Below are 25,242 nucleotides of genomic sequence, written 5' to 3'. Positions count from 1 at the left end.
ACTACCCTTCAAAAGTCGCCTAAATCCGACCGTAGTTACAAACCTTTGCCTGTTACCGCCTCACTCGCTCGCGAATCCGCGCGGCTAGCTGCTTCGCCTCAGGTATCGGCAGCAGAAACGCCCCCACCGTAAACACCAGCAGCCCCACTCCGCCAGGGATCACCAGTTGCAGCACCAGCACCCCAAAGCCCTCGGTACCAAGCCAGGTTTCGAGCCCTTGCAGGGTGCCCCAGGCAGCGGTGCCCGCGACAAAGCTGAGCAGGGTGAGGAGGGCGATCGCACCCCCCCATTCCCTCAGCGGCAGCCCCCGCAGCTTGCGGTGCAAGAGCACCGTCAGCGCCAGGGTCGAAAACACATTCACCCCCACCGTGGCCAGCACCAGACCCGGTGCCCCCAGCCAGCGAATGAAGAAAAAATCCAGCACCCCGTTCAGCACAATGTTGATCAGGCTGATGCGAAAGGGCGTTTGACCATCTCCCAGGGCGTAGAACACCCGCACCAGCACGTCCCGCGCCAAGTACACAAACATGCCAATGCCGTAGACCATCAGCACCGAGGTCACCAGGTTCGAAGCATCTTCATCGAACGCGCCCCGCTCGTAGATCACCCGCACGATCGGCAGGGCCAGCACCACAAACAGCGCCCCTAGGGGCAGCATGGTCAGAGCGGTGAATAACAAACTCTGGCGAATGCGGGTCTTGAGCTCCGGCCAGTTTTCTGGTGCGGCCAGCCGGGCAAACATCGGCAAAAACGGCACCAAAATCACGTTGGAGATAATGCCCAGGGGCGTCTGCACCAGCAAATTCGCGTAGCTCAGCGCCGCCGCCGTGCCCGGTATAAACGAGGCGAAGAACAAATCGGTAAACAGGTTGATTTGCAGCATTCCCGATGACAGGGTGGCGGGCACCAGCACCCGCATCACCTCTTTCACGCCAGGGATTGACCAGTCAAACCGCAGGCGCGGTCGCCCCAGCCCCGACTTCCACAGCGCTGGAATCTGCGCCAGCCACTGCAACACCGCGCCCCCCAGGGTGCTGGCCGCCAGCACCGCCCCGCCCAGCAGATAAAACTCTGGATTCGTGATGTCGCCGCCGATCGCCCCGTAGAGCAGCCCCAGCCCCACCAGCACCGCCCCGCTAGAGAAAATCGGGCTAATCGACGGCAGCCAAAATTGGCTGTCCGCATTTAGCGCCCCAAAGCCAATGCCGATCAGCCCCGCCAGCAGGGCCATGGGCGCCATGATCCGCAGTTGCAGCACGGCGATGTCTCGCGCCACCGTGTCGGCCAGCGATAGACCGGGGGCAATGGTGTCGATAATCGGCCCCGCCAGCCCAAACAGCAGCACCGACACCCCAATGAGAAGTAACCCCACCAGAGTGTTGACCGCCTCGATCAGCTTGGCCGTGTCTTTGCGATCTTGCCGCGCCACCACGCTGACGATCGCACTGTGAAACGGCCCGTTGATACCCCCCAGCAAAATCAGCAAAAAGCCGGGAATGATGTAGGCAAAACTGTAGGCATCGGCCACCGGCCCCACCGCAAAGGCCGCCCCAATCGCCTGCTGGCGAAACAGCCCCACAAACTTGCTGAGGATGGTGGCGATCGCCACAATACCCGCAATATTGGCCAACGAACGGGAGGGTTTGGCGTCTGACACAGGGCCTCGCAGGGGGTGAACAGCATCCGGGCCACCGTTGGCATCCAGAACCATCCCCCATTTAACTGCATAATCGAGCCCGCCATCGGGCTGCTGGGCAGGAGCTATTGCGCTTGATTACGGTTTCCGGGTCTGACCTGGGACCAGGCCAGAATAGAGATATAGCGCAACCCCCTTTAGGTAGGCCATCCCTGCAATTGGCCGCCCTCAGACCCCATGGACAATTCTCTGTCACCCACCATGTACGCCTCACTTCCAGAGCAGCTACACCCGGACAACCAGGCTCTCAGGCGAGAGAATCAACGCCTTCAGGCCGAAAATAATGCCCTGCGCCAAGAAAACCAGCGGCTTCAGCAGATCATTCATGCGCTAGAGCAGATGGTGCGGCGCTACGCGTAGGGCTAAGGTGCGATGGCCCTAGAGGCCGGTCTTCGACCATCGCCCTAGAGGGCTGGTTCTCGACCATCGCCGTTCAACATTGAGGCCCAATCTAGAATTTTTGGCTGACCGTGGGTAGCCTGTCTCCATAGACCCGCGACCTTCTTCTCAATTCACGATGCCGCCTGCCGCCCGCACCCCCAAATCAAAGCGCCGCCTGCTGATTGCCTTAGCCATTGGAGGCCTGTTGGTGACGAGCTTCCCGTTTTTGGTGGTGGGCGGTCTGCTGGCCCAAACCAACTGGAAGCAGTGGCAACACTGCCGGGGCTATACCCAGTTCAACCCCACCCTGTGGAACGACCCAAAGCTCAGCACTGAGCCGACCTACGTTCGCCTCTGCATGGTGGATGACCTATTGGCAAAATACCTTCTCCTGGGCAGACCCCAAGCTGGCGTGGTTGAGCTGCTCGGCCCACCCCACCCGCAAAACGGCTTTGCCGACTACGACATGGTCTACGTGCTGGGGCCAGAGCGCAGCTTCATCAGCATTGACTACGAATGGCTGGTAATTAAACTCGATGGGGCGGGCCATGTCAGCGATGCCGCGATCGCAACCGATTGAGAATTCAGCGGTGTGGCAAGGGCTTTGTGGCAAGGGCTTTGTGTCCCGTGCAAAAGCGCCACCCGGCGATCGCTGGGCATGCCCGCCGCAATCATTTGGAGGGAGTCCTCAAGAGCCCATTTTGCAATTGCTACGTCAGAGGTCATCACTTTTCTCTGCCGATATGTGAAGTGAAAACTCACCTATTGTTCCATTTTGCCAGATAGACTTGAGGTGGCTGGGCAGACAGGCCTAGCGAAATTTGTCTCCGCAGTGGAGAATCTAGCCATGGATGCAGCCAAAACCAGGCATGCTAAGGGTTTTCAAAACCGCCTAGGGATGGATAGCGCTGAGTTTACTTGCTTACCCACTCTGTCGAGTCAAGACTTGGGCTGGGAGCACATTCAGGTGGGGCAATTTCAGCATCCGCCGGGGGAATGTCAGATCGCCTCGGATGCGGAGCATACCATTTGTGTGTCGTTGGCGACCCGGCCAGTGCGGTTTTTGCAGATCAAAGACGGCAAAACCCACAGCAGCCTCTACGGCAAGGGCGACATTTCCATTACTCCGGCTCAGACGCCGTTTTTTGCCCGTTGGCAAGATGACGACCACTATGTTGAGCTGCGGCTCAACTCCGGTTTCATGGCCACCGTCGCTCAAGAATCCCTAGGGTTGAACCCCGATCGCATCGAGCTGATCCCCGAGTTTCGGCTGCGGGATGGACGGCTGGAGGCGATCGCCCTGATGCTGCTCGACGAACTCAACCAGGTCAACCCCGGCGGCAAACTCTATGTCCAGTCGTTAACCAACCTACTGGCGGTGCATTTGCTGCGGCAGTATGCCGTGGCCAGTCCGTCATTGTCTGTTCACCCCAGTGGATTGCCTCAGCGGCAACTCTTACCTGTGTTGGACTACATCCACGAAGCCCTGGATGCCGACCTGAAACTGGCGGATTTGGCGGCGATCGCCGGGCTCAGCCCCTTCCATTTCAGCCATCAGTTCAAGCAGGCGATGGGGGTGGCCCCCTACCAATACGTGCTGCAACAGCGCATCGAGCGGGCCAAGCAGTTGTTGAAACAAACCAACCACTCTATTGTGGAAATCGCCCTGCTGTGCGGGTTTAACAGCCATAGCCACCTGAGCAAACAGTTTCGCCAGGCCACTGGCACCACTCCCAGCGCCTACCGAGCGATCGTGCAGTGACCACCCTTTCTGTGACTGACTCCGTGACCAAATTTGTGCTCTACAGCAAACCCGGTTGCCACCTGTGCGAAGGGCTCGAAGAAAAATTGGTGGCCGCCGCCCACCTGCCCTTTGAGCTAGAGGTGCGCGACATTACCACCGACGACGACTGGTTTCAGCGCTACCAGTACGAGATTCCGGTGCTGTGCCAGGTGATCCAAGCAGAATCGGGCACCCAGGAAATTCCCCTGCCGCGCCTGTCGCCTAGGGCACCCCAGGCCAAGGTGGAGCAATTGATACAGACTTATGTGGGCCAGAGTAAGGCAGAATAGGGCAACTTCAATGATGTGAGGAGTTGCTGACATGAAGCTGCGCCAACTGCTTGAGGGCTTACCCACTGGATTGATCGACGCTGGATTCACGCTAGCTGAAGGGAACGATCCTGACATCAAGGGTCTGTGCACCAATTCTCACGCCTGCCAGCCGGGGGATGTGTTCATCGGCATGCCGGGCACCCGCGTCGATGGCGGCGAGTTTTGGCCCAGCGCAGTCGAATCTGGGGCAGCGGCGGCGCTGGTGTCAGCTCAGGCCCTACAAACTCGTCCTGCGGAGGGCGATGCCTGCGTGGTGCCAATGACCGATATGTCGATGGCCTGTGCGGAGGTGGCCGCGCGGTTCTACAACTATCCAGCTCGGCAAATGGGGCTGGTGGGGGTGACGGGCACCAACGGCAAGACGACAACCACCCATCTGATTGAGCACTTGCTGAATGCATCCGAGCAGTCTACGGCCCTGCTGGGAACGCTCTACACCCGCTGGCCGGGGCATCAGCAGACCGCTCTATACACGACGCCGTTTGCGGTAGAACTCCAGGCAGAGCTGGCAAAGGCGCGGGATGCGGGCTGTCGCTATGCGGTGCTGGAAGTCAGCTCCCACGCCCTGGCTCAAAAGCGGGTCTGGGGCTGCCCCTTTGAGGTGGCGGTGTTCACCAACTTGACGCAGGATCACCTCGACTACCACAGCGATATGGAGGACTACTTCAACGCCAAGGCGCTGCTGTTTAGCGAGACTTACCTGGCCGGGCGCGCGGTCGTGAATATCGATACGCCCTACGGGGAAAGGCTGGTGGCCCAGCTGCCCGCCGATCGCGTCTGGACTTACAGCACGCAGAATCCCAGTGCCGATCTGTACACGGGTGATCTCACCTACCAGGCTAACGGCGTGACGGGAACGCTAAAGACCCCAGCGGGCACGGTGCCCTTTAGCTCGCCGCTGGTGGGGCAGTTTAACCTAGAAAATCTGCTGGCGGCGGCGGGTGCAGCGCTTCACCTGGGCGTTGCCCTGGAAACGATCGCAGCCGCCCTACCCAGCTTTGGCGGCGTGCCGGGGCGCATGGAGCAGGTGAAGATTTCTGAGGCCCAAGACATCAGCGTAATTGTGGACTACGCCCATACACCGGACAGTTTGAAGAATTCCCTGACCGCAGCGCGGCCCTTTGTGCCGGGGCGGCTGATCTGCGTGTTTGGCTGCGGTGGCGATCGCGATCGCACCAAACGTCCCCAAATGGGCCGCATCGCCTACGAATTGGCCGATGTGGTGGTCGTCACCTCCGACAACCCGCGCACCGAAGACCCCGAGCAGATTTTGAGGGATGTGGTGGCGGGGATTCCGGCCACGTTGGGAGACGATCAGGTGGTGGGCGATCGCGCCACCGCCATTCAGTCCGCCATTGCCATGGCCCAGCCGGGCGATGGCATCCTGATTGCGGGCAAGGGCCACGAAGATTACCAAATTCTTGGCACAGAGAAAATTCACTTTGACGACCGCGAACAGGCCCGCCATTTTCTCGAAAAAAGGTATTTAGACTAACACTTTGCCCCCAGGCTGCGGGTGTTATGTGAATACACGCAACATTCTCGCCGCCATTCTCGGTGGTTAAAGATACCCTAATAGGTGCTAGTGCTGATCTGATTCTGGGTGAGCATTGGCCTGGCCTCGGCCCGTTGGAGCACTATGCAGTCTTACCAAGAGCAAGAGGTGTCGCTGCACCGGCTTCTACAACTCAGTGCGGCAGCCCCAGACTATGTCCAGGTAAAACCCAAGGGGTTCAAGGCGATTCTGCAATCGACTGTAGAGTTCCTCGAAGCCCACGACATTCAGGCGCACCTGCTGGTGAAGCTACCCGTCGGTGACCCCTGGAATGAGGATGTGCTGCGCTACGGTCAGGGGTTGGTGCTGCCCCATCGACTGCTGCGGTTTGTACGCCCCGATGCCGATCTCGCCGCTAGCCTGGGCAGCGAGGTGGTGGTGCCCTTGCCCGATGGCCATACCTGGCGAGGCGACTACTTTGTGGTGGTGCAATCTGAGTCCTTTGCGGCCATGGTGGTGGCCCATCGGTTTCAGCCCTTGTCGGCGGCTCCCCTGGGCGAGGGGCAACGGCAGGCCTTAGAGAACCAGCGCGACCCAGACGATGACGACGAGGCATCGCCCCCCCTAGAGGAGACGATGACGGCGCGATCGTCGTACCTGTCGGTGTGCTGCTCGATCAATCCCGACTTGGTGGCAACGGTAGTGAGCGCCATTCGCCACCAGATTGACCAGGGCCTGGTCACCGCCGATGCCGCGCTTGACCTGGCTACCCTGGCCCAGCAGTGGCCGCAGCTGCGGCCGACTCAATCCCTCACCCCGGCCTACCTAACCCTAGTCGATCGCTGGCTCAACTGGCAGCTCAAACGCCAAGAGCACCTGCGCCAGTCGGCCTCAACCTACCGCCGCCAGGCGTTGAATATGTCGAACCTGTCATCCCAAAACGAGGTGTTGATCAACACCCTGCGCCTCAAGGATGACTTTCTCAATACGGTGGGCCAGGAGCTGCGCACGCCCCTCACCACCATTAAAACCGCCCTCACCCTGCTCGACTCTCCCCACCTCAAGCCGCCCCAGCGGCAGCGCTACATGGCCATGATCAGCCACGAGTGCGATCGCCAGAGTGCCCTCATCAGCGGCGTGCTCAACCTGCTGCAAATGGAAACCAGCGTCAGCCAGGCCCCGCTCGCCCCGCTGAAGCTGTCAGAGACGGTACCCCCGGTGGTCAGCACCTACCAGCCCCTGGCCGAAGAAAGGGGCGTTATGCTGGCCTACACCATCCCCAGTCAGGTGCCCTCGGTGCTCTGCCCCGACAGCTGGCTACGCCAGGTGATCATTCACTTACTCAACAACAGCCTCAAATACACCCCCAGCGGCGGCCAGGTGTGGGTGACCGCTAGCAGCACCGCAGACTACGCCGAAATTGAAGTGCGCGATACCGGCATTGGCATTTCGGCCAGCGATCTGCCCCACATTTTTGAGCATTTCTATCGGGGGCGCAACCTGCCGCCCGACGAAACTGAGGGGGCCGGGCTAGGGCTGTCGATCGTGCAGCAGCTGCTGTTGTACTGCGGCGGCACCATTGTGGCCCACAGTCAGCCCGAGGCCGGCACGACGATGGTGGTGCGGTTGCCGATTCACCACGGGCGACCCTGACCGTTAAAATGTGTGGTTTGAGCGGCAATTTGTTCTTTGACCTTACCTAAATCTGCCTCTGCTGCCCCCGGCGATTCCCGCAGGGATCGCTTCGCGAATCGCCCCGATGCTGGCCCAGGGGCCATTTATGCCTTGCTGGCCTACAGCACTTGGGGGCTGCTGCCCATCTACTGGAAGCTGTTGGGCGTGGCGTCTGCCGTAGAGGTGCTCAGCCACCGCATGATCTGGTCGGCGGTGTTTTTGGTCGGCATTTTGCTGGCGCAGCGGCGACTGGGGGACTTGCACATGCTGCTCAGGTCGCCCCGCAAGGTGCTGGTGCTGCTGCTCACCGCCAGTCTGCTGACTTTTAACTGGGGGCTGTATATCTACGGGGTGAATAGCGATCGCGTGGTCGAAGCCAGCCTGGGCTACTACATCAACCCCCTGGTAACCGTACTGCTGGGGTTTATTTTTCTCAAAGAGCGTCTATATCGGGGGCAGCAGGTGGCTGTCGCTCTGGCGGTGCTGGGGGTGGGCTACTTCATCTGGCAGCTGGGCACGGTGCCGTGGATTGCCCTGGCCCTGGCCATTTCCTTTGCGTTCTATGGCCTACTGCGCAAGGTAGTGTCTGTGGCTCCGCTGGTGGGCCTAGCCGTCGAAACCCTGCTGATTACCCCCCTGGTGCTGCTGGTGGTGAGCTGGCTCGCCGTCAGCGGCCAGGGGCATTTTGGGGAAAGTCTGCCAATCACTCTGCTGTTTATCGGGGCCGGGGTGGCAACGTCGATGCCGCTGCTGTGGTTTAACAAGGCGGCCAAACAGCTGACGCTAGCTACCCTGGGCTTCTTTCAGTACCTGGCCCCGTCGCTATCGCTGCTGCTGGGGGTGTTTGTCTACGGCGAGCCCTTTACGAACACCCACCTGATAACCTTTGGCTGTATTTGGTCTGCCTTGCTGCTTTACTCGGTGACTTCCCTGCGGGCTAAAAGGCAAGATATGAAAGGGAACCCCTCCGGAACCTAAATATTACGGGCAGTTGATCTGTGTGGCGTTCCTTTGCCCGTTGTTCATGGTTTCAACAACCCAGCCGTAGGTGCCGTCATTCATAGTTACCTCAAGCCAAGAAAGACCATTAGTGGGGACTTTGAGAGGTGGATTAGTGGAGGCAAAAAGGATATCGTTCATCCTGTAAGTAAAAATGCCATTGTCGTTCAAAGATCGCGTGGGTCTGACCCTAAGATCCACATCGGCACGAAAACAGACCCTACTTACAGGCGATATAGGGCTACCGCAGGGTCCCAAAACCCCGGAACTAGTCCATCCAACAGGCTGTGCCTGTCCCAGACGGAAAAAGTCATTGTCTATGAAGATTTGAGCCCGGCCTAGTAAAACAACTCCGGTTAGCCTGACTCTCTGGCCCGCGTCCAGAGTGCCCAATCGATTGGCGATCGGCCATAGATTAGTGTTGTCAAAAACTGCGGCTCTTTGGTTGACCTGGCGGCACGCTCGAATTTTATCCTGGTCTTCTTGCAGACCTGAGACGACGCTTTTAGGGCTTTGGGCCAGGGCCGCAGGCACTAACCCAGCAGCGACAGTGGCGATCGCGGCTAGCCCAACTGCGAACTGTCTTACTGCTGTCGATCTCATTTAATATTCTCTGTAGAGATATTGCCTAGCTTTAGAACTATAAAATAAAAAAAGAAATTTTTTTATTTATTTTGCTGACCTAACTTGACCCTAGTTCAGACTGCTGAGCAGCTGAGGGGTGAGGAGGGAACCCATCTGAGCTAGATGGGTTCCCCGGCGTTAAGCGGCCTAGGCGGGGTAAACCTGGAGCAGCTGCTTGGCAATATAGCCGTAGCCCAAGATGTGCTGGCTGCACTTGTTCTCAACGGGGCCAATGGAAGCTACCGCTGCGATCGCATACAGACCAGGCACGAGCTTGGCGGCCTCAGGGGTAGAGACAAAGGTCAGCGTGTAGCTGAAATCGTCTTTCTGGGTGACATCCGTTACCGCCCAGTCAATCTCGGTAGCCCGACCGCCCAGACCTTCAAAGGAAAAGTCAACGGTCATGCGGGTGCCTAGGCACATCAACAGAGCGCTCAGGGGCGACTCGTTAAAGGTGATATCAACGCTGAGGTAAAACTCTTCGTTGGTAGCCACAATGTAAGGCGATTGATCGGGGGCAACGGTCTTATCTTCGGGTAGGCCCGCTTGGCCAGCTACTCGTAGATTAGACAGCACGAAAGATACCGGGCCAAGAATATTCTTGGAGTAGGTTTCGGTATCAGTTAGCTGATTTTTGGGCTGGGGTGAATCAGCCTTAACTGCTGCATTAGCCGCCATATTTTCGACAATTCCTGCACGTTCCATAATAGTCAGTCTCCTGAAAAATAGGGTTTTTGAATTAGTTAACAAGCCCACAAAAGGAAAATCAAGCGTTTGTTTTTGCTTGCCTTGCCAACTGAAACTATCATGTCAGCTGACTTTATCAGTTGCCATGACCCCCATGGGTACTTCTATAAAATTTTGCGTTTGAAAGATAATTTGAATTCCAATAAAATTATTGGAATTCACGCGTAGAAGCTGTTTTCTAATAATTTTCGAAAATTGTTTAGCCTACCGCTGTTCAGAATTTTCGGGTGGTTACTATATTCTCGCGGCTAAAAAATCTTTAGTAATTTACCTCTTAGGTTCAGGGTAAAATAGCTCACGGTCTTAGACTATGTTGCTAAGTCTTGTCAACCATTTCCTCGTTCCTGAAGTAGGTCACCATGAGCAGCCAGTTTTATCCCACCCGGTCGTTTATTCGCTTTGCCGCCAAAAGCCAGCTCACCGCCGACCTGTCTGGTCATGCGGTGCCAGCCTATGTAGACCGCCACGGCACCGTTGACGTATCCCTAGAATTTCAGCCCGCTGAAGATGGTGCCGGAGCCTATTGCGATGTCTTTCAGGCCTCGGGTGATTGTCTCGACGAACTATTGCTGAAGCGTATTACCCAGGCCATGTTTGACCTCGATCAGCATCCCGACCTCTACCGGGCTTACCCGACGGCAGCGGCAGCGGCGGCGGTAGAGGCTCAGGTAGCGGAGGCCATTGTGGAGGCTTACAAACAGGCTTCCCTAGAGCAGCGGCAGTCTGTTGTGGCAAAATTCAACGCTCTGCTCGATCGCTAGCGCCAGTTTTCGCGGCGCAGCAGGGGGTTCATCAATTCGTTCAGCCCTTCACCCACGAGAGATAGCCCTGTCACCATCAGGGTCAGGGCCAGCCCCGGAAAGAGGGCCGTCCACCAAATGCCCGTAGGCAGCGCATCGAGGGCTTGGCGAATGTCGGCCCCCCACTCGGGTACTTGCTCGGGCAGACCTAAACCCAAGAACCCTAGCCCTCCCAGCACCAAAATGGCGTCGGCGGCGTTGAGAGTAAATAGCACCGGCACGCTCTGAATCACGTTGAGAAACAGATAGCGGCTGAGTACTGTCCAAGTAGAAGCTCCCATGGCCTGGGCGGCTTCGATAAACAGCTCGGTCTTGACGCTGACGGTATGATTGCGCACCACCCGGTAGTACTGAGGAATGTAGGCAATGCTGAGGGCGATCGCCGCATTCACCACCCCCCGACCCACCACAAAGGCCAGGGTGACCGAGAGCAGCAGCCCCGGCAGGGTGTAGATCGTATCCATAAAGAACAGCAGGGCGCGATCGAGCCAGCCGCCTAGATAGCCGCTGAGCATGCCCAGGGGCACCCCAATCGCCACGCTGAGCAACGTGGCTAGCAGCACCACTTGCCAGGCGGCGCGGGTGCCGAACAGCGTGCGCGAAAATACGTCGTAGCCCTGGCGGGTGGTGCCAAACCAGTGGCTGCCGCCGGGGGGCTCATGAATCGGGTTTTGCAGGGCGGTGGTGGGGTCTAGCAGCCAGCCCCAGCTCTGCATCAGCGGTGCAAGCAGGGCAATCAGAATAAACGCCAGGGTGATGGCCAAACCCACCCCCATCAGCACCATCGACACGTTGGCAGCCGGTTTGGCGGCTCGGTTGCGCAGCAGGGGCAATCGCGGAGTGGTAGCCATAGCGGCGCACGGGCAGTAAAGAATAGGCTCATTATGCCAGAGCCAGGGCCACAGACTGGGGCAGGGGGCGATCGCCCAGTCCACCAGCTGGCCTTGGCATAATAAATGGGTCAGACCTTAGCCATTGCGTAGTCCAAATTAAGCTAAACACTGCAACACAAGGTTTAGCTTGCGATCGCCCTACCAATTTTTCTGGAGCCCCCATGACCGTCACCGATAGCGCCACCGCTCTCACTACATCCCAGGTTCTAGAGGCCGCTGCCTCTGGAGCGAAACCCAGCGCTCAGCAGGTGACGGCGGCTCTGCTGGAGGCCGAGCGACAAACCAAGACCGAGCGGCGGCAGTTTGCTCCCGAGGCGCTGTTGGGCACCTGGCAGCTGCGGTTTACGGCTCCCAAAAAGCCTGCCTACAAAGTGGGGAAACCCCAGGGTAGCGGATTTTATATACCAGGAGTCGCGATCGCCTCCCTCCACTTCAGCCGTGACGACGATGGCCAGCTGACCATTCAAAACCAGCTTCAGGTGGGGCCGACCAAACTGCGGTTCACGGGGCCAGCCAAGTTTTTGCGGAAGAAAAACCTGCTGGCCTTTGACTTCGTTCGCCTTCAGGTGATAGCGGGCGGTTTAACGCTGCTCAATCTACCCCTGCGCAGCAAAGCTGCCAAAACAGGAGATTTTGCGACTACTTCAGCGGCTAAGCTGCCGTTTTTCTCCTTCTTTGTGGCTGAGGCAGGCTATGTTGCCGCTCGGGGGCGCAGCGGTGGGCTAGCCCTATGGGTCAAAAAATAGGGGCAGGTTACCCCGCCCCCAAAGGACATGTCTTGAGATGGACAGAGGCGATCGTTGGCGATGCCCCTGTTAGCCCCTCAGGCTAGGGTTTCGGGGCAGTAGCCCAGGCCCATAACAAACTGACGGCGGAAGGCTTCAATCTCTTCGCGATCGGGCTTGCCGTGGGAGACGATCGCCACCTGGTAGCGGCGCATCACATCGATGGGCGACTGCCCGGTTTCTAGGCCCCACAGCGCCATGCGTACCCGAATGCCGGGATCGTAGGCTACCCCAAGCTCATTCATGTAGGCGCGAAAATCTTCGGCATCAGGGACGCCAATGTTGTCGTTCATCTTGACGCGAATGACCCATCCATCGATCTGATGGATCACCGTCATAAACTCTAGGGGCAATCTCGGGGTGCCCAGCAGGTGTTCGACCACACGGAGGGTCAAACTGGCATTGGCGAGATAGTAGGTGTATTCCATCGTTGACCTTTAGGCAGGTGCTAGAGTTCTTATGTCCTTATTGTCTGGGATTGGCTCTCAGGTTGTTAGGGTTAAGTCCCCCTACCCGACCTGGGTGTATCCCCCCAACCTGCTAGACGATGCGCGATAGTCAAAGACTGGTTCCAGAGGCGAATTCAACGGGCCAAAGCCCCTCTGCTGAGTATTCCCTAGCGGCCTACCAGTATTCTCTTCCACCAGAAAAAATTGCTCAGACTCCCGTTACACCAAGGGATTCGTCTCGTTTGCTGGTGGTCGATAGCCCCACTACCCACGCTCATCACCACTTCCGCGATCTGCCTACCCTGCTGCAACCGGGGGACTTGCTCGTCGTCAACGACACTCGGGTGATCCCGGCGCGGCTACCTGGGTACAAACCCAGCGGTGCCCAGGTCGAAGTGTTTTTGCTGGAAGACCGGGGCGACAACCAGTGGCTGGCTCTGGTGCGCCCCGGTCGCCGTCTGAAGCCAGGGGCCACAGTACACTTTGGCCCCAACCCTGATCAGCCCGATCTGGTGGCCCAGGTGCTGGCCACTGACCCCGACACCAACGGCCGCCTGCTGAAATTTGAACACTCTGGCAAAAAATCCCTGTTTGCTCTGTTTGAGCGCCTGGGGGAAGTCCCCCTGCCCCCCTATATCACCGACACGGCGGCTTCTGCCGACCAGTATCAGACGGTCTATGCCGAGGCCCCTGGGGCGGTGGCGGCTCCGACGGCGGGGCTGCACTTCACCCCAGAGCTGTTTGAGCGGCTGGAGGAAAGGGGGGTGGGGCGATCGCACATTACCCTCCACGTCGGCGTGGGCACCTTTCGTCCGGTGGAGGCCGACAACATTCTCGACCACAAAATGCACGGCGAATGGATCGATGTCTCGGCTGAAACCGTAGAGCAGATCAACGCTACCAAAGCTCGGGGCGGGCGGGTAATTGCTGTGGGTACCACCGCCGTACGTGCTCTAGAGGGAGCGGCCCAGGATGGCGAACTGCAGCCTTGGCAGGGCAAAACCAATCTATTTATCTACCCCGGTTACCAGTACCGGGTAGTGGATGGGCTGATTACCAACTTTCACCTGCCAGGATCTAGTCTGCTGATGCTGGTCAGCGCCCTAGTAGGCCGAGAGCGGTTACTGAGGCTGTATGAGGATGCGATCGCCCAAAACTACCGCTTCTATTCTTTTGGCGATGCCATGCTAATTTTGCCCGAGGCTGTTGGAGGGCAATCAAACGGAATTTTGAATTAGTCGTGAATGGAGCCATCGGGCATGATCGCTCCGGTGAGAATGGTGCCGGTGAGCTTGACCATGGTGCGGCCCCCCACGGCGACCTTTGCGCCGCTGAGGTCGGCCCCGCTGAGGTCGGCCCCGCTAAAGTCTGCGCCAATTAGGTCGGCCTCGCGCAGGTTGGCGTGGCTGAGGTCGGCCTGGAGCAGGTTGGCACGAAACAGCTTGGCCTTGCTGAGGTTGGCCCGGTTGAGATTGACCTTGTGCAAAAAGGCATCGCTGAGGTCAGCGCCGCTGAGGTTGGCCTCGCTGAGGTTGCGGCCCCCAAAGTCTTTTTCGCGCAGGTTAGCCCCGCTCATGTCGGTGCCGCTAAGGTCGGGGCTTTGGCGCGATCGCGCAGCTCCGTTGCGGGTATGGGCGTTGTAGCTGTTGTAGGAGTCGTTGGCCGGTTTTGGGCTGGCCTGGCCGGTGGCGGTAGAGCTAGACGCCTTGCCGTTGGTAGAACTGGCCTGCCCCTGGGGCCCCGAGCTGCCGCTGGCACTGGCGGATTTGTCGCCTCCTACCCCCGCTGCCGCATCGCGCCGCTGGCGGTAGGTTTGCGACTGGCCCGTGCTAGAGCCTGAGGCAGAAGTACCGCTGCTAGAGCTTGAGGACGGGTTGCCATCGCTCTGGCTGGCCCCGTAGTAGCTGCTGCCGTAGGTGCTGCGCTGGTAGCGGTAGTAGCGATTGTGGGAACCCGATCGCTGATCTTCTTCGCTGTTGTCATCTCGAGACTGGGCACTGCCGTAGCCATTGTTGCTATAGCCGTTGCTGTAGGCAGAGCGATAGTCGCTGGTGCCGTAGCTGCTCGCCGCCGAGGGGCGATAGCTGCTGCTGGCAGTACCGTAGCGAGTGCTGGCTGAGCTGGCGCTGCGCCCCTCGCGGTTGTGCGATCGCAGCAAATCTCGGGCGTGGTTCAGCGCTTTGATCTTGTCTTGGGCCTTTTGGTACAGTCGCTCATTGTCTTGGGGAATGCGATCGGGGTGCCAGACGAACACCAGATCTTTGTAAGCCTGGTTGATCTCCTCCAGGGAAGCACCAGGCTCTAGGTCTAGGACTCGATAGGCGTTGTCCAGCTCTCGCATTTAGGGACGATCTCACGCTTGGGGTGTTAAGGCCGAGGCTCAACTCATAACATTTTAGGCGGGTTCCCCCCGGAGCGTAAGGCCTGAGCCGTTATCTACTGGTTTGCTTAACGGGTTTGAGCCTAAATCCCTTGATTCTTCGAAAGAATTTGGGGGATCAGCGCAGCTTAATATACATACATTAAGTTCAGTGGGCCTGGCCGCATGTTTCTTTCGGCATGGTCTGGGCCGCTGGTTAGCAGGTAAGGAGAGGGCAATGCGCGTACTGGTCATGGGTGGCACCCGGTTTATTGGGGTGTATTTAACCAAGCTATTGATTGAGCAGGGCCACGAGGTAGTGCTGTTTAACCGGGGCAACCATCCCGCGCCAGTGGCGGGCGTGCCGACGATTGTGGGCGATCGCACCGACCCCAACAGCCTCAAAACCCAGCTGGCGGGCGAAACCTTCGACGCCATCTTCGACAACAACGGGCGCGAGCTGAGCGACACCCAGCCCCTGGTCGAACTGTTTGGCGATAAACTCCAGCACTTTGTCTACGTCAGCTCCGCCGGGGTCTACCTCAAGTCTGACCAAATGCCGCATATCGAAGGCGATGCGGTGGATCCGAAAAGCCGCCACAAGGGAAAGTTTGAAACCGAAGCCTACCTGCAAGCCCAGGGGGTGCCCTTTACCTCGGTGCGCCCGGTCTACATCTACGGCCCGCAGAACTACAACCCCCTAGAAGCCTGGTTCTTTGATCGGGTGGTGCGCGATCGCCCCATTCCTATCCCCGGCAACGGCATGCACCTCACCCAGCTCGGCCATGTGCAAGACCTGGTGACAGCGATGGCGGCGGTGTTGGGGAATGAAACTGCGATCGGCCAGATCTACAATATCTCTGGCGAAAAAGCCGTCACCTTTGACGGGCTAGCCCGCGCCTGCGCCACAGCGGCAGGCAAGGATCCCGACAGCCTCAAAATTGTTCACTACGACCCTAAAGTCTTTGATTTTGGCAAAGCTAAGGCTTTCCCCATGCGGGTGCAGCACTTCTTTACTGCGATCGACAAGGCCCAAGCCGAGCTAGGCTGGGCGCCCACCTACGACCTGGTTGCCGGACTCAAGGATTCATTCCAGAACGACTACCTGACCTCAGGTGCAGACAAAGCCGAAGTCAATTTCGCCCTGGACGACAAAATCCTAGCGGCCTAAAAATCCTCAGAGTAGGGTGGGCATTGCCCACCTTTTGATTGGGAAAACAACCGGTGGCTTTCTGTAAGAGAGCTTGAATTGAGATGGGCATTGCCCGCCTTATCACCTGTTGCCGAGCTAAGGGCGGTTTTGATGGCGATCGCACCCTACAGTGCTTACACAATTTGGCCTAAATAGTGGCAACGTCTCTCCATCAGTGGAAGCCCTGACCTCTGGTTAAGGTAATTAAGCATGGTTCTATTTACGATAGGGCTGTGCGCTCTGTTGACTCATTGGCTCAACCCCATGGCTGCTCGCCCCGATATTTTGTTTCTCGTGCTCGATACCCAGCGGGCCGATCGCCTCTCGTGCTACGGCTACGACAAACCGACTTCGCCGAATTTGGATGCGATCGCCGCCGACTCCACCCGCTTCACCCAGGCCGTCGCCGCCGCCCAGTGGACTGTGCCCTCCCACGCCTCTATGTTCACCGGGCTGTATCCCTCCGAGCACACGATGGTGCAATCGTACTCAGTGCTGCCGAGCGATCTCCCTACCCTGGCAGAACGGCTAGAGGCCAGCGGCTACTACACCGCCGGGTTCTGCAACAATCCCTTAGTCGGCGTGATCAACAACGGTCTGCGGCGCGGGTTCACCAGCTTTCTAAACTACAGTGGGCTGCTCACCTCCAAGCCCAACCAGGCGGGAAGCCATCCCGATCTGGTGAGCCGTTACCGCCAGTGGTTCAAAGGTAAGCTTGCGGCTCTGCTCAATCGGGTTCAAGATTCTTTTGCTCGCTCAGATGCGCTACTAGCGCTCAGTTTTACGCCGCTGATGGTGCCCCTGTGGCAAACGGCCCTGAGCTTTAAAGGCAACACTCAAAAGTCTTTGGAAGACACCGCCAATCTGCTAATCAACCGCGCCGGGGCACAGGCCGACCAGCCCATTTTCACCTTTGTGAATCTGATGGGCACCCACATGCCCTACCACCCGCCCCGCCGCTACATCGAGCAGTTTGCGCCCCACGTACTGGCCGATCGCCAGGCTCAGACCTTTTTGCAGCGGTTCAACGGCGATGTCTACGGCTGGCTAGCCCCTCTCACGGGCGCTTTAGACAAGCAGCAAAAGCAAACCCTCGACGGCATGTACGATGCCGAGGTGGCCTATCAGGATGCCATGCTGGGCGAGTTCTTCGATCGCCTGAAGGAGTCCGGCCAGCTCGACAACACCCTGGTAATCATCTGCGCCGACCACGGCGAGCACCTGGGCGAAAAGCAGTACATGGGTCACAGCCTGTCGATCTACAACGAGCTAGTGCGAGTGCCGCTAATCATTCGCGATCCCCAGAATCGTTTAGAACAGGGGGTCGTAGTGGACTCTGTTGTCTCCACCCGGCGTCTATTCCACACGGTGCTGGCCGCTGCGGGTATTGCCAACGAGAAAGAACTGGCCCTGGATTTGGTTCATAGTCAGGGCACTTCCAGCGATCGTGACTACGTGTTTGCCGAAGCGATTCCGCCGCAAAATGTGGTGAATTTGATGCAGAAGCGGCAGCCGGAGCTGGTGAAAACCATGGGGTGCGATCGCATTCGCCGCGCCGTGTGGATGGGCCAGCACAAGCTGATCGAAACCGAAGGCTCCGTGGCCGAGCTCTACGATGTGCTCGAAGACCCCACCGAAGCCCTCGACCTCAGCGCCATCCTGCCCGAAAATGTGGAAGCGCTGCAAGACTGCCTGCAAGCCTTCGCCGATCGCTCTGATCAGCACCTGGCCCAGGCAGCCCTTACCCGCGCCACCGATTACGACGACCCCGAAGTCCGCCGCCGCCTAGAAGAACTGGGCTACCTGGAGGATTAATTCTCGCGGTACGAGACTTTGGGCAGACACGTGGGTCTGCCCCTCCTCCCACACCCACTCACTTACGCACCCACTCCATGTATCCCCCTGTCTCTCCCATCATCTTTGAGCTTGGCCCCTTTGCGCTGCGGTGGTACGGGCTGCTGATGCTGGCGGCAATTCTTACGGCGGCGACGGTGGGTGGTCGCTATGTGTCCCGCCAGGGCGAAGACCCCGACAACCTCTGGGACATGCTGTTCTGGATTCTGATTCCGGGCTTTATTGGGGCACGTCTCTACTACGTGTTTGTTCAGTCTCCCCGAGGGCCAGAGGGGCTGGGCTACTATCTGCAAAACCCTGGGCAAATTTTGCAGATCTGGGGGGGCGGCATTCACATTTTTGGCGGGTTTATCTTTGGGGCGATCGCCCTCTTCATCTTCAGCCGCATCCGCCAGCTCAACCCTCTGCCCTATTTGGACGGTATTGCCTTAGGGCTACCTTTAGCCCAGGCGATTGGTCGCTGGGGCAACTTTATCAACCAAGAACTCTACGGCCCGCCCACTACCGCACCCTGGGGTCTGCGCATCGATGCCCAGCACCGCATTGCCCCCTATAACGATCTCAACCAGTATCCCGACTCCACCCGGTTTCACCCGCTGTTTCTCTACGAGTCGCTGTGGAACTTTGGGGGGTTCGCGGTGCTGTTTTGGATTTCGCGCAAGTTTGAAAAGCAGCTTAAGCCAGGGGATCTCGCCCTGGCTTACTTAATCTGGTATCCGCTGGGGCGATTTTTTATTGAGTTTTTGCGGACGGATTCGTGGTTTTTCCCCGGTACGCCGTTTAACGTGGTGCATATTTTGTCAGCGGGGGCGATCGCCCTTTCGGCCTTCGTGCTCTACCGTCGTCACTGCCGCGCCGCCGTCTAAGGCTATAGGTCAACCTTTGCTCAACTCAGTTCCCCAGACTGTGATCCCTTGACTACAATGGAAAGATTGAGAAGATTTTCTCAGTGACGATCTGGGCGTCTAGCAATGTGTGGCTTCCAGATCCATCGAACCATTCATCTGCCTGAAAGGCCCAAGCTATGCCACTGCCTGTTGTTGCGGTTATCGGACGCCCGAATGTGGGCAAATCTACCTTGGTGAACCGCCTGGCCGGGGCTCAAGATGCCATTGTCTACGACCAGCCGGGGGTGACGCGCGATCGCACCTACCAGCCTGCCTTTTGGCGCGATCGCGACTACCTGGTGGTTGATACCGGCGGCCTAGTCTTCGACGACGACACCGAGTTTTTGCCCTATATTCGCGAACAGGCCCAGTTGGCACTCACTGAAGCCAGCGCGGCAGTGTTTGTGGTCGATGGCAAAACCGGCCCCACTGAGTCAGACCGAGAAATCGCCTCCTGGCTGCGACAGCAGTCTGTCCCAGTGCTGCTGGCAGTCAACAAGTGCGAATCGCTGGATAACGGCCTGGTGCAGGCGGCCCAGTTTTGGGAGCTGGGGCTGGGCGAGCCCTACGCCGTCTCGGGCATCCACGGCAACGGCACGGGGGAACTGCTTGATGCCCTGGTGGAGTTTCTGCCCGAAACCGTGGAAGAAACCGCCGAAGAGGAAATCAAGGTCGCCATCGTGGGGCGGCCCAACGTGGGCAAATCGAGCCTGCTGAATGCTTTTGTGGGCGAAACCCGCGCCATTGTCAGCCCGATCTCGGGGACGACTCGGGATGCGATCGACATGCAGGTGCAGCACGGTGACAAGATCTATCGCCTGATCGACACGGCGGGCATTCGCAAGAAAAAGAGCGTCGAGTACGGGCCAGAATTCTTTGGCATTAACCGCGCCTTCAAAGCTATTCGCCGCGCTGACGTGGTGCTGCTGGTGATCGACGCCCTCGATGGCGTGACCGAGCAAGACCAAAAGCTGGCGGGCCGCATAGAAGAAGACGGTCGCGCCTGCGTCATTGTCGTCAACAAATGGGACGCCGTCGAAAAAGACAGCCACACCATCTACGACTTTGACCACCAGATTTCCGCCCGGCTCAACTTCCTCGACTGGGCCAAGCGCATCTTTGTCAGCGCCAAAACTGGCCAGCGGGTGCCCAAAATTCTCGAACTGGTGGACCATGCCGTAGAGCAGCACCGCCGCCGGGTCAGCACCTCAGTCGTCAATGAAGTGTTGGAGGATGCCGTGAAATGGCATACGCCGCCCACCACGCGCCAGGGGCGTCAAGGACGCATCTATTACGGCACTCAAGTTACCGTGCGTCCGCCCTCCTTCACGCTGTTTGTGAATGATCCCCATTTGCTTAAAGACAACTACCGCCGCTACGTCGAGCGGCAGTTCCGCGAGAACCTGGGCTTCGAGGGCACGCCGATTCGCATCTTTTGGCGAGGCAAGGCCATGCGCGATCTAGAGCGCAACAACCCCAACCGGGCGACGAAGGTGAAGTGAAATTTTGGATTGGAGATTTTGGACTTAGGATTGTTGAGGCGTGTTGGTTAGCATCCTGGGCGACTCAAGCGTGCAGGCATTCTCTGGCGGGATAGCCATCACCCAAAATCTCCAATCCAAAAGCCAAAATTGGTAACGGTAGTCAAAACCCAACCCACAACTCCATGGATCTCCTCCGCTCCTTACCCATTGGTCTTTATCTGGAGCAGCCCGTAACCTGGCTGCACCGGCTTGACCCCAGGGTCAAGATGGCCTGGCTGATGAGCATTTTGGTCACGCCGATTTTGGCGAATGCCTACTGGCGGTTTGGGCTGGTGGCGCTGCTGGTGCTGTTGACCTTGGCGGCGCTGATTCCGCTGCGGGTGTGGCGGCAGCAGATGGGCTGGCTGGTGGTGCTCAGCGGCATTGTCATGTTGCTGACCTTTGTCATGCCTGACGGGCTCCAGGTATCGCAGACGCCTCGCCTGCCGACGCCAGAGGCGATGACCCAGATGGAAGATCCCCCGGAGGTGCTGCCAGAGCTGCCCCAGCCGACAGGTTACCGCTATGTGGTGTTTGACTGGGGGCCGATTACGGTTACGCGGCGATCGCTCGATCTGGGCATTCGCATTGGCACCCTGCTGTTTACGCTGATCTACGGCACCAACCTCTACCTGCTGACTACCGCGCCAGAGGAAATTACCGTGGCCATGGAGGCGCTGATGGCTCCGCTGCGGTGGTTTCGCCTGCCGGTGACGGAGATTGCGCTGACCGTGACCCTTTCCCTGCGGTTCATTCCCCTGGTGCTAGAGGAGGTGCAGAATCTGGTGCGATCGGTGCAGACCCGCGCTATCAACTGGAAGAAGCTGGGCTTTCGCGGCTCGGCCCAGGTGTGGCTGGCGGTGATGGAGCGCCTGCTGCAAAACCTGCTGTTGCGGGCCGAACAAATTGCGGCGGCGATGGAGGTGCGTGGCTTTACCAGCCCCAATGAACACCGAGTGCGCTGGTACCAGATGGTGCTGCGGCGGTGGGACTGGTTTGCTCTGGGGCTGCTGGCGGTGTTTTGGTGGGCGCGCTGGGTGTGGGGAGGCGAGATTTGACCCAGGAGCGGCAGAGTTGGGTGCGATCGCAGTCCCTCAACCACCGCACCGGCAGCGGCATCTTCCAGGCTCTCTACGGCGACCTGCTGCGGCAGCCCCCCAGTCTCACCACCCTGGTAACGCTGCTAGAAAGTCCTTACCCCCTGCCCACCGCTGCCCAGCCCCACGCCGTCCACAGCCGCTACTCGATCTGCGCTGGCCCCCCCGGCCAGATAAATGACCGTCCACAGGTGTGGACTCCAGCGGTGGGGAGCATTCTGCCCATGCTGGCGGAACGCTTAGCGACGGCAGAGCAACTCCAGCTTTGTGGAGATGAGGCTGACGCAGCAGCAGCTCTACCCTTTACCGGCGGTTGGCTAGGCTGGCTAGGCTACGACCTGGCTTGGGAGATCGAGCGCTTGCCCACTATAAATAGTGATCCCCTGCCCTTCCCCGTCGCCCTCTGGTACGAGCCAGCTACCTTTGCCGTGCTCGACCACCAGGCCCAGCAACTCTGGCTGTTTGCGCCTTCCCAAGCCGCGCTGGACAATCTGGAAAAACAGCTCAGTCTGCCTGCGATAGAAGAGGCTCCAATTGCCCTGGTGACGGGCGATCCCCGCGCTGTGACCCTGGGCATGGCAGCGGCAGAGTACCAGCAGGCCGTCCTGCGGGCCAAGCAGCACATTCAGGCGGGCGATGTGTTTCAAGTCAATCTTTCTCTGCGGTTCTCAACGGTCACTACGGCCCACAGCTGGGCGCTGTATCGCAGGCTGCACGGCATCAACCCGTCGCCCTTTGCCTGCTACTGGCGCACCCCCTGGGGCGATGTGATCAGCTGTTCACCCGAACGGCTGGTGAAGTTGCAGGATGGCATTGCCCAGACTCGCCCCATTGCCGGCACCCGTCCTCGGGGAGTAACGCCAGAACAGGATGCAGAGCTGGCCCAAACCTTGCTCAGCAACCCCAAAGAGCGGGCTGAGCACATCATGCTGGTGGATCTGGAGCGCAACGATCTGGGCCGGGTGTGCCGGTGGGGCACCGTGCAAGTCAATGAGCTGCTGACGGTGGAGTACTACAGCCATGTGATGCATCTAGTGAGCAACGTGGTGGGAAAGCTAGGGAACACGGCTCGGGCTGGGGGCATTTGTCCTCATACCGCCATCGACTTGATCCGTGCCACCTTTCCCGGCGGTACTATCACCGGCTGCCCCAAGGTGCGCTGCATGGAAATTATCGAAGACCTAGAGCCTGTCCGTCGCAGCCTGTTCTACGGCTCCTGTGGCTATCTCGATCGCCGGGGTCATCTCGATCTAAATATTTTGATTCGCACGCTGTTGGTTGGGCATACTGATAGCTTATTGACAGCGTCTGCCGTGTGGGGTCAGGTTGGGGCTGGCATTGTCGCCGACAGCGATCCGGCCAAAGAGTGGCAAGAATCTCTGCAAAAAGCCAGGGCACAACTGCTGGCGTTGGGGCTGGGTGAGCTCCGCCATTCTCTGTAATTAATAGCCGATCTGCTTGAGATTGCATGCAGACAGCGCACCAGGTTCTAGAATGCATGTGGCGAATTGAACAGACGTGACCATCATCCTGTCGTAAGGAAGAGCCTCTCCCACACTTGAATGAGCACAGAAACCTATCTAAATCACCCCAATTTTGGCCTGCTCTTCAGAGTATGCATGGTAGACGACGGCCAAGAGCTGTATGCCACGCTCTATGCCCAGCGGCTGTTTTTTCTGGTCACTAATTCTGCTGCGGAGGGGCTGGTGTTTCAACCCCTGGGTCGCAGCAACGCTCGGCTGATGCTCGAAAGTCGTCTGCGCATTTTGCGGCGGGCAGGCCAGCAGGCCGATTTCGATCGCCTTCAGCACACCTACAAGCAAACCTTTCAATGACCGCTGCCCCCGGTGCCCTGCCCGAGCAATTTGACCGCATTCGGCAAAGTATCCCCCCCTCAGTGACCCTGATTGCAGTCACCAAGTTTTTGCCGGTAGAAACAATCCGCGCCGCTTACGACAGAGGAATTCGGCACTTTGGCGAAAGCCGGGTGCAGGAGGCGATCGCCAAACAGGCCGACCTCAGCGACCTGCCCGACATCACCTGGCACCTGATCGGCCACCTGCAAACCAACAAAGCCCGCAAAGCCGTCGAACATTTTGACTGGATTCACTCGGTAGACAGCCTCAAGCTGGCCGAACGCCTCGATCAGGCGGCCCAAGAGCTAGAGAAAGCTCCCCAGTGCTGCCTCCAGGTCAAGCTAGTGCCCGATCCGCCCAAATATGGCATTGATGCTGCTGAGCTAAAGGCCCTGCTGCCTCAGTTCGATCAGCTAACTCATCTTAAAATTCGCGGGCTAATGACTATCCCGCCCCAAGGGTCGAGCGAAGATACGGTGCGCGAGGTGTTCACGGGGGCAAAATCTCTAGCTGACACCATCAGTCAAGGGGGCTTCAGCCGGTTGCACCTTGACCAGCTCTCGATGGGTATGTCGGGGGACTATGGCACCGCGATCGCCTGTGGAGCCACCATGGTGCGCCTGGGCACCATTCTATTTGGTTCTCGACCGTCATCGCCCTGACTCAGCTAGGGCAGGATATAGCTATTTTCTGCCGCAGTTCCTAACTCGAATCGGCGGCAGAGACAACGGTAGGGCAATGGGTTGGGGCGATCGCTAACCGCCTTAGGCTCCTGCTATTCTCTCAGAGAGAAACATACGATTTGACCCAAACCCAAAACTTGGTTAGAAAAAACTTTAACTAATTGTGAATCGACTCTTCCTTTTTTTGCTTTCGTGTATACTGTGAACTCAATATTCTGTGTAAGGATATTAGTCCTAAGCCTGCCCTAGCTCAGAGAGAAGAGTCACCCACGGTGTCGTTCTGTCGCTGGGTTTTTAGAATAGGTTTAGGCGGTCAGCCACCCTCCTAGAGGGACTGACTACCCCATAACCCCAGACTAACCCCACTAATTTTCACAACAGCCGTTGCAAATGGAAATTTGGCGCTATCATGGCCCTCGGATAACCGGAGCATGATGCCCCCCATTGGTCAATGGCCACGGGGTTGGTCTACCAGAGTGATAGTCATCGTGGAGTGTAAGTTGTGAGCAACATGTTTTCTAAACTGCGGGACTTCGTTGGCCTTAACGACCCAGCAGATTACGACTACGAATACGAAGAAATGGATGGAGAGGAGTACCAGAACCTCTACCAAGAAGAGAACACCCAGCCGATTGTGCAGCAGCCCCAGCCCGAAGAAATTCGCCGGAGCCGCCCCCGTCGCGAACGAATGATGCCCACTGATTCAGGAATGACCCCGATGGCCAGCAACGTAATTGGTATGCCCGGTGCCATGAACGGCACCTCCGAAGTGGTGGTAATGGAACCCCGCTCCTTTGAAGAAATGCCCCAGGCCATTCAGGCGCTGCGCGAGCGCAAGTCGGTCGTCCTTAATCTTACCATTATGGATCCCGATCAGGCTCAGCGGGCCGTTGACTTTGTGGCGGGCGGCACCTACGCCATCGACGGGCACCAAGAGCGCATCGGCGAAAGCATCTTCTTGTTTACGCCCAACTGCGTACAGGTAAGCACCCCCACCGAGTACGAAGAAGAAGTCTTCATGGGCCAGCCCCAGGGTATGCCCATGCCCGGCCAAATGCCCCCCGCTCCCGCTTGGGGTGCCGAGACCATGGCTCGCATGGCCTAGCGTTATCCACGCTTGATCAACACATGAC

The 25,242-nt window shown here is 58.4% G+C and carries 24 protein-coding genes; 19 read left to right on the top strand and 5 right to left on the bottom strand.

The features are described from left to right. Positions 1-52 precede the first annotated feature (52 nt). Entirely contained in the window at positions 53-1,657 is a 1,605-nt protein-coding gene (murJ, locus tag VB780_RS15415; RefSeq protein WP_323352048.1) for a murein biosynthesis integral membrane protein MurJ, read from the bottom strand. A gap of 216 nt (positions 1,658-1,873) precedes the next feature. On the opposite strand from murJ, the gene VB780_RS15410 reads away from it, so the two are divergent. The 7 genes from VB780_RS15410 (at position 1,874) to rarD (ending at position 8,339) form a co-directional block, all read left to right on the top strand. Further along, positions 1,874-2,056, top strand: coding sequence for a hypothetical protein (locus VB780_RS15410; protein WP_323352047.1), 183 nt, complete (start codon positions 1,874-1,876; stop codon positions 2,054-2,056). A gap of 157 nt (positions 2,057-2,213) precedes the next feature. Beyond that, positions 2,214-2,657, top strand: a complete 444-nt coding sequence (locus tag VB780_RS15405; RefSeq protein ID WP_323352046.1) for a hypothetical protein — start codon at positions 2,214-2,216, stop codon at positions 2,655-2,657. 267 nt (positions 2,658-2,924) lie between these two features. Beyond that, on the top strand, positions 2,925-3,839 hold the full coding sequence (locus VB780_RS15400) for an AraC family transcriptional regulator (RefSeq protein WP_323352045.1): 915 nt from the start codon (positions 2,925-2,927) through the stop codon (positions 3,837-3,839). Then, on the top strand, positions 3,836-4,150 hold the full coding sequence (locus VB780_RS15395; protein ID WP_323352044.1) for a glutaredoxin family protein: 315 nt from the start codon (positions 3,836-3,838) through the stop codon (positions 4,148-4,150). Before VB780_RS15400 ends, VB780_RS15395 begins: the two co-directional genes overlap by 4 nt. A 31-nt stretch (positions 4,151-4,181) precedes the next feature. Then, positions 4,182-5,687 (top strand): UDP-N-acetylmuramoyl-L-alanyl-D-glutamate--2,6-diaminopimelate ligase, encoded by a 1,506-nt coding sequence (locus VB780_RS15390; protein WP_323352043.1) that lies wholly within the window; start codon positions 4,182-4,184, stop codon positions 5,685-5,687. Positions 5,688-5,831: 144 nt separating this feature from the next. Continuing rightward, positions 5,832-7,340 carry a sensor histidine kinase gene (locus VB780_RS15385; RefSeq protein ID WP_323352042.1) on the top strand — a complete coding sequence of 503 codons (1,509 nt, stop codon included), beginning with the start codon at positions 5,832-5,834 and terminating at the stop codon, positions 7,338-7,340. A 36-nt stretch (positions 7,341-7,376) separates the two neighbouring features. After that, entirely contained in the window at positions 7,377-8,339 is a 963-nt protein-coding gene (gene rarD, locus VB780_RS15380; protein WP_323352041.1) for an EamA family transporter RarD, read from the top strand. Positions 8,340-9,131: 792 nt separating this feature from the next. Here the strand turns inward: rarD and VB780_RS15375 are convergent. Further along, positions 9,132-9,689: a hypothetical protein gene (locus VB780_RS15375; protein WP_323352040.1), complete on the bottom strand. Its 558-nt coding sequence runs from the start codon at positions 9,687-9,689 to the stop codon at positions 9,132-9,134. Between the two features lie 401 nt (positions 9,690-10,090). Between VB780_RS15375 and VB780_RS15370 the strand changes: the two genes are divergently transcribed. After that, positions 10,091-10,492, top strand: a complete 402-nt coding sequence (locus VB780_RS15370) for a hypothetical protein (protein ID WP_323352039.1) — start codon at positions 10,091-10,093, stop codon at positions 10,490-10,492. On the opposite strand, the gene VB780_RS15365 is transcribed toward VB780_RS15370, so the two are convergent. Next, complete coding sequence (locus VB780_RS15365; protein WP_323352038.1) at positions 10,489-11,382, bottom strand: ABC transporter permease; 894 nt, start codon at positions 11,380-11,382, stop codon at positions 10,489-10,491. The genes VB780_RS15370 and VB780_RS15365 overlap by 4 nt on opposite strands. 203 nt (positions 11,383-11,585) lie before the next feature. On the opposite strand from VB780_RS15365, the gene VB780_RS15360 reads away from it, so the two are divergent. Beyond that, positions 11,586-12,170, top strand: a complete 585-nt coding sequence (locus VB780_RS15360; RefSeq protein WP_323352037.1) for a hypothetical protein — start codon at positions 11,586-11,588, stop codon at positions 12,168-12,170. A gap of 77 nt (positions 12,171-12,247) precedes the next feature. On the opposite strand, the gene VB780_RS15355 is transcribed toward VB780_RS15360, so the two are convergent. Then, a complete protein-coding gene (locus tag VB780_RS15355; RefSeq protein ID WP_073609919.1) occupies positions 12,248-12,637 on the bottom strand; it encodes a hypothetical protein in 390 nt (129 codons plus the stop codon). Positions 12,638-12,756: 119 nt separating this feature from the next. On the opposite strand from VB780_RS15355, the gene queA reads away from it, so the two are divergent. Next, a complete protein-coding gene (gene queA, locus VB780_RS15350; protein WP_323352036.1) occupies positions 12,757-13,896 on the top strand; it encodes a tRNA preQ1(34) S-adenosylmethionine ribosyltransferase-isomerase QueA in 1,140 nt (379 codons plus the stop codon). On the opposite strand, the gene VB780_RS15345 is transcribed toward queA, so the two are convergent. Then, a complete protein-coding gene (locus VB780_RS15345; protein WP_323352035.1) occupies positions 13,893-14,999 on the bottom strand; it encodes a pentapeptide repeat-containing protein in 1,107 nt (368 codons plus the stop codon). The genes queA and VB780_RS15345 overlap by 4 nt on opposite strands. 256 nt (positions 15,000-15,255) lie before the next feature. On the opposite strand from VB780_RS15345, the gene VB780_RS15340 reads away from it, so the two are divergent. From VB780_RS15340 to VB780_RS15300, 9 genes are all read left to right on the top strand, one after another. Then, on the top strand, positions 15,256-16,188 hold the full coding sequence (locus VB780_RS15340) for an NAD-dependent epimerase/dehydratase family protein (protein WP_323352034.1): 933 nt from the start codon (positions 15,256-15,258) through the stop codon (positions 16,186-16,188). A 285-nt stretch (positions 16,189-16,473) separates the two neighbouring features. Further along, positions 16,474-18,024 carry a sulfatase gene (locus VB780_RS15335; protein ID WP_323352033.1) on the top strand — a complete coding sequence of 517 codons (1,551 nt, stop codon included), beginning with the start codon at positions 16,474-16,476 and terminating at the stop codon, positions 18,022-18,024. Between the two features lie 77 nt (positions 18,025-18,101). Continuing rightward, positions 18,102-18,929 carry a prolipoprotein diacylglyceryl transferase gene (lgt, locus tag VB780_RS15330; protein WP_323352032.1) on the top strand — a complete coding sequence of 276 codons (828 nt, stop codon included), beginning with the start codon at positions 18,102-18,104 and terminating at the stop codon, positions 18,927-18,929. A gap of 158 nt (positions 18,930-19,087) precedes the next feature. Next, positions 19,088-20,452, top strand: coding sequence for a ribosome biogenesis GTPase Der (gene der / locus VB780_RS15325; RefSeq protein WP_323352031.1), 1,365 nt, complete (start codon positions 19,088-19,090; stop codon positions 20,450-20,452). A 164-nt stretch (positions 20,453-20,616) separates the two neighbouring features. Further along, positions 20,617-21,531, top strand: a complete 915-nt coding sequence (locus VB780_RS15320) for an energy-coupling factor transporter transmembrane protein EcfT (protein ID WP_323352030.1) — start codon at positions 20,617-20,619, stop codon at positions 21,529-21,531. Then, positions 21,459-23,012, top strand: a complete 1,554-nt coding sequence (locus tag VB780_RS15315; protein WP_323352029.1) for an anthranilate synthase component I — start codon at positions 21,459-21,461, stop codon at positions 23,010-23,012. The genes VB780_RS15320 and VB780_RS15315 overlap by 73 nt, the downstream gene beginning before the upstream one ends. A 120-nt stretch (positions 23,013-23,132) precedes the next feature. After that, positions 23,133-23,405 carry a transcriptional coactivator PipX gene (gene pipX / locus VB780_RS15310; protein ID WP_323352028.1) on the top strand — a complete coding sequence of 91 codons (273 nt, stop codon included), beginning with the start codon at positions 23,133-23,135 and terminating at the stop codon, positions 23,403-23,405. After that, the gene (locus VB780_RS15305) at positions 23,402-24,088 is read left to right on the top strand and encodes a YggS family pyridoxal phosphate-dependent enzyme (RefSeq protein ID WP_323352026.1); all 687 of its coding nucleotides are present in this window, start codon (positions 23,402-23,404) and stop codon (positions 24,086-24,088) included. The genes pipX and VB780_RS15305 overlap by 4 nt, the downstream gene beginning before the upstream one ends. A 523-nt stretch (positions 24,089-24,611) precedes the next feature. Further along, positions 24,612-25,214, top strand: a complete 603-nt coding sequence (locus VB780_RS15300; protein WP_416349236.1) for a cell division protein SepF — start codon at positions 24,612-24,614, stop codon at positions 25,212-25,214. Positions 25,215-25,242 lie beyond the last annotated feature (28 nt).

It is taken from the genome of Leptolyngbya sp. CCNP1308 (assembly GCF_034932455.1).
Taxonomy (GTDB): domain Bacteria; phylum Cyanobacteriota; class Cyanobacteriia; order Phormidesmidales; family Phormidesmidaceae; genus Nodosilinea.
The sequence above is the reverse complement of the archived record's forward strand: the minus strand, read 5'-3'. Positions and strand labels throughout refer to the sequence as shown.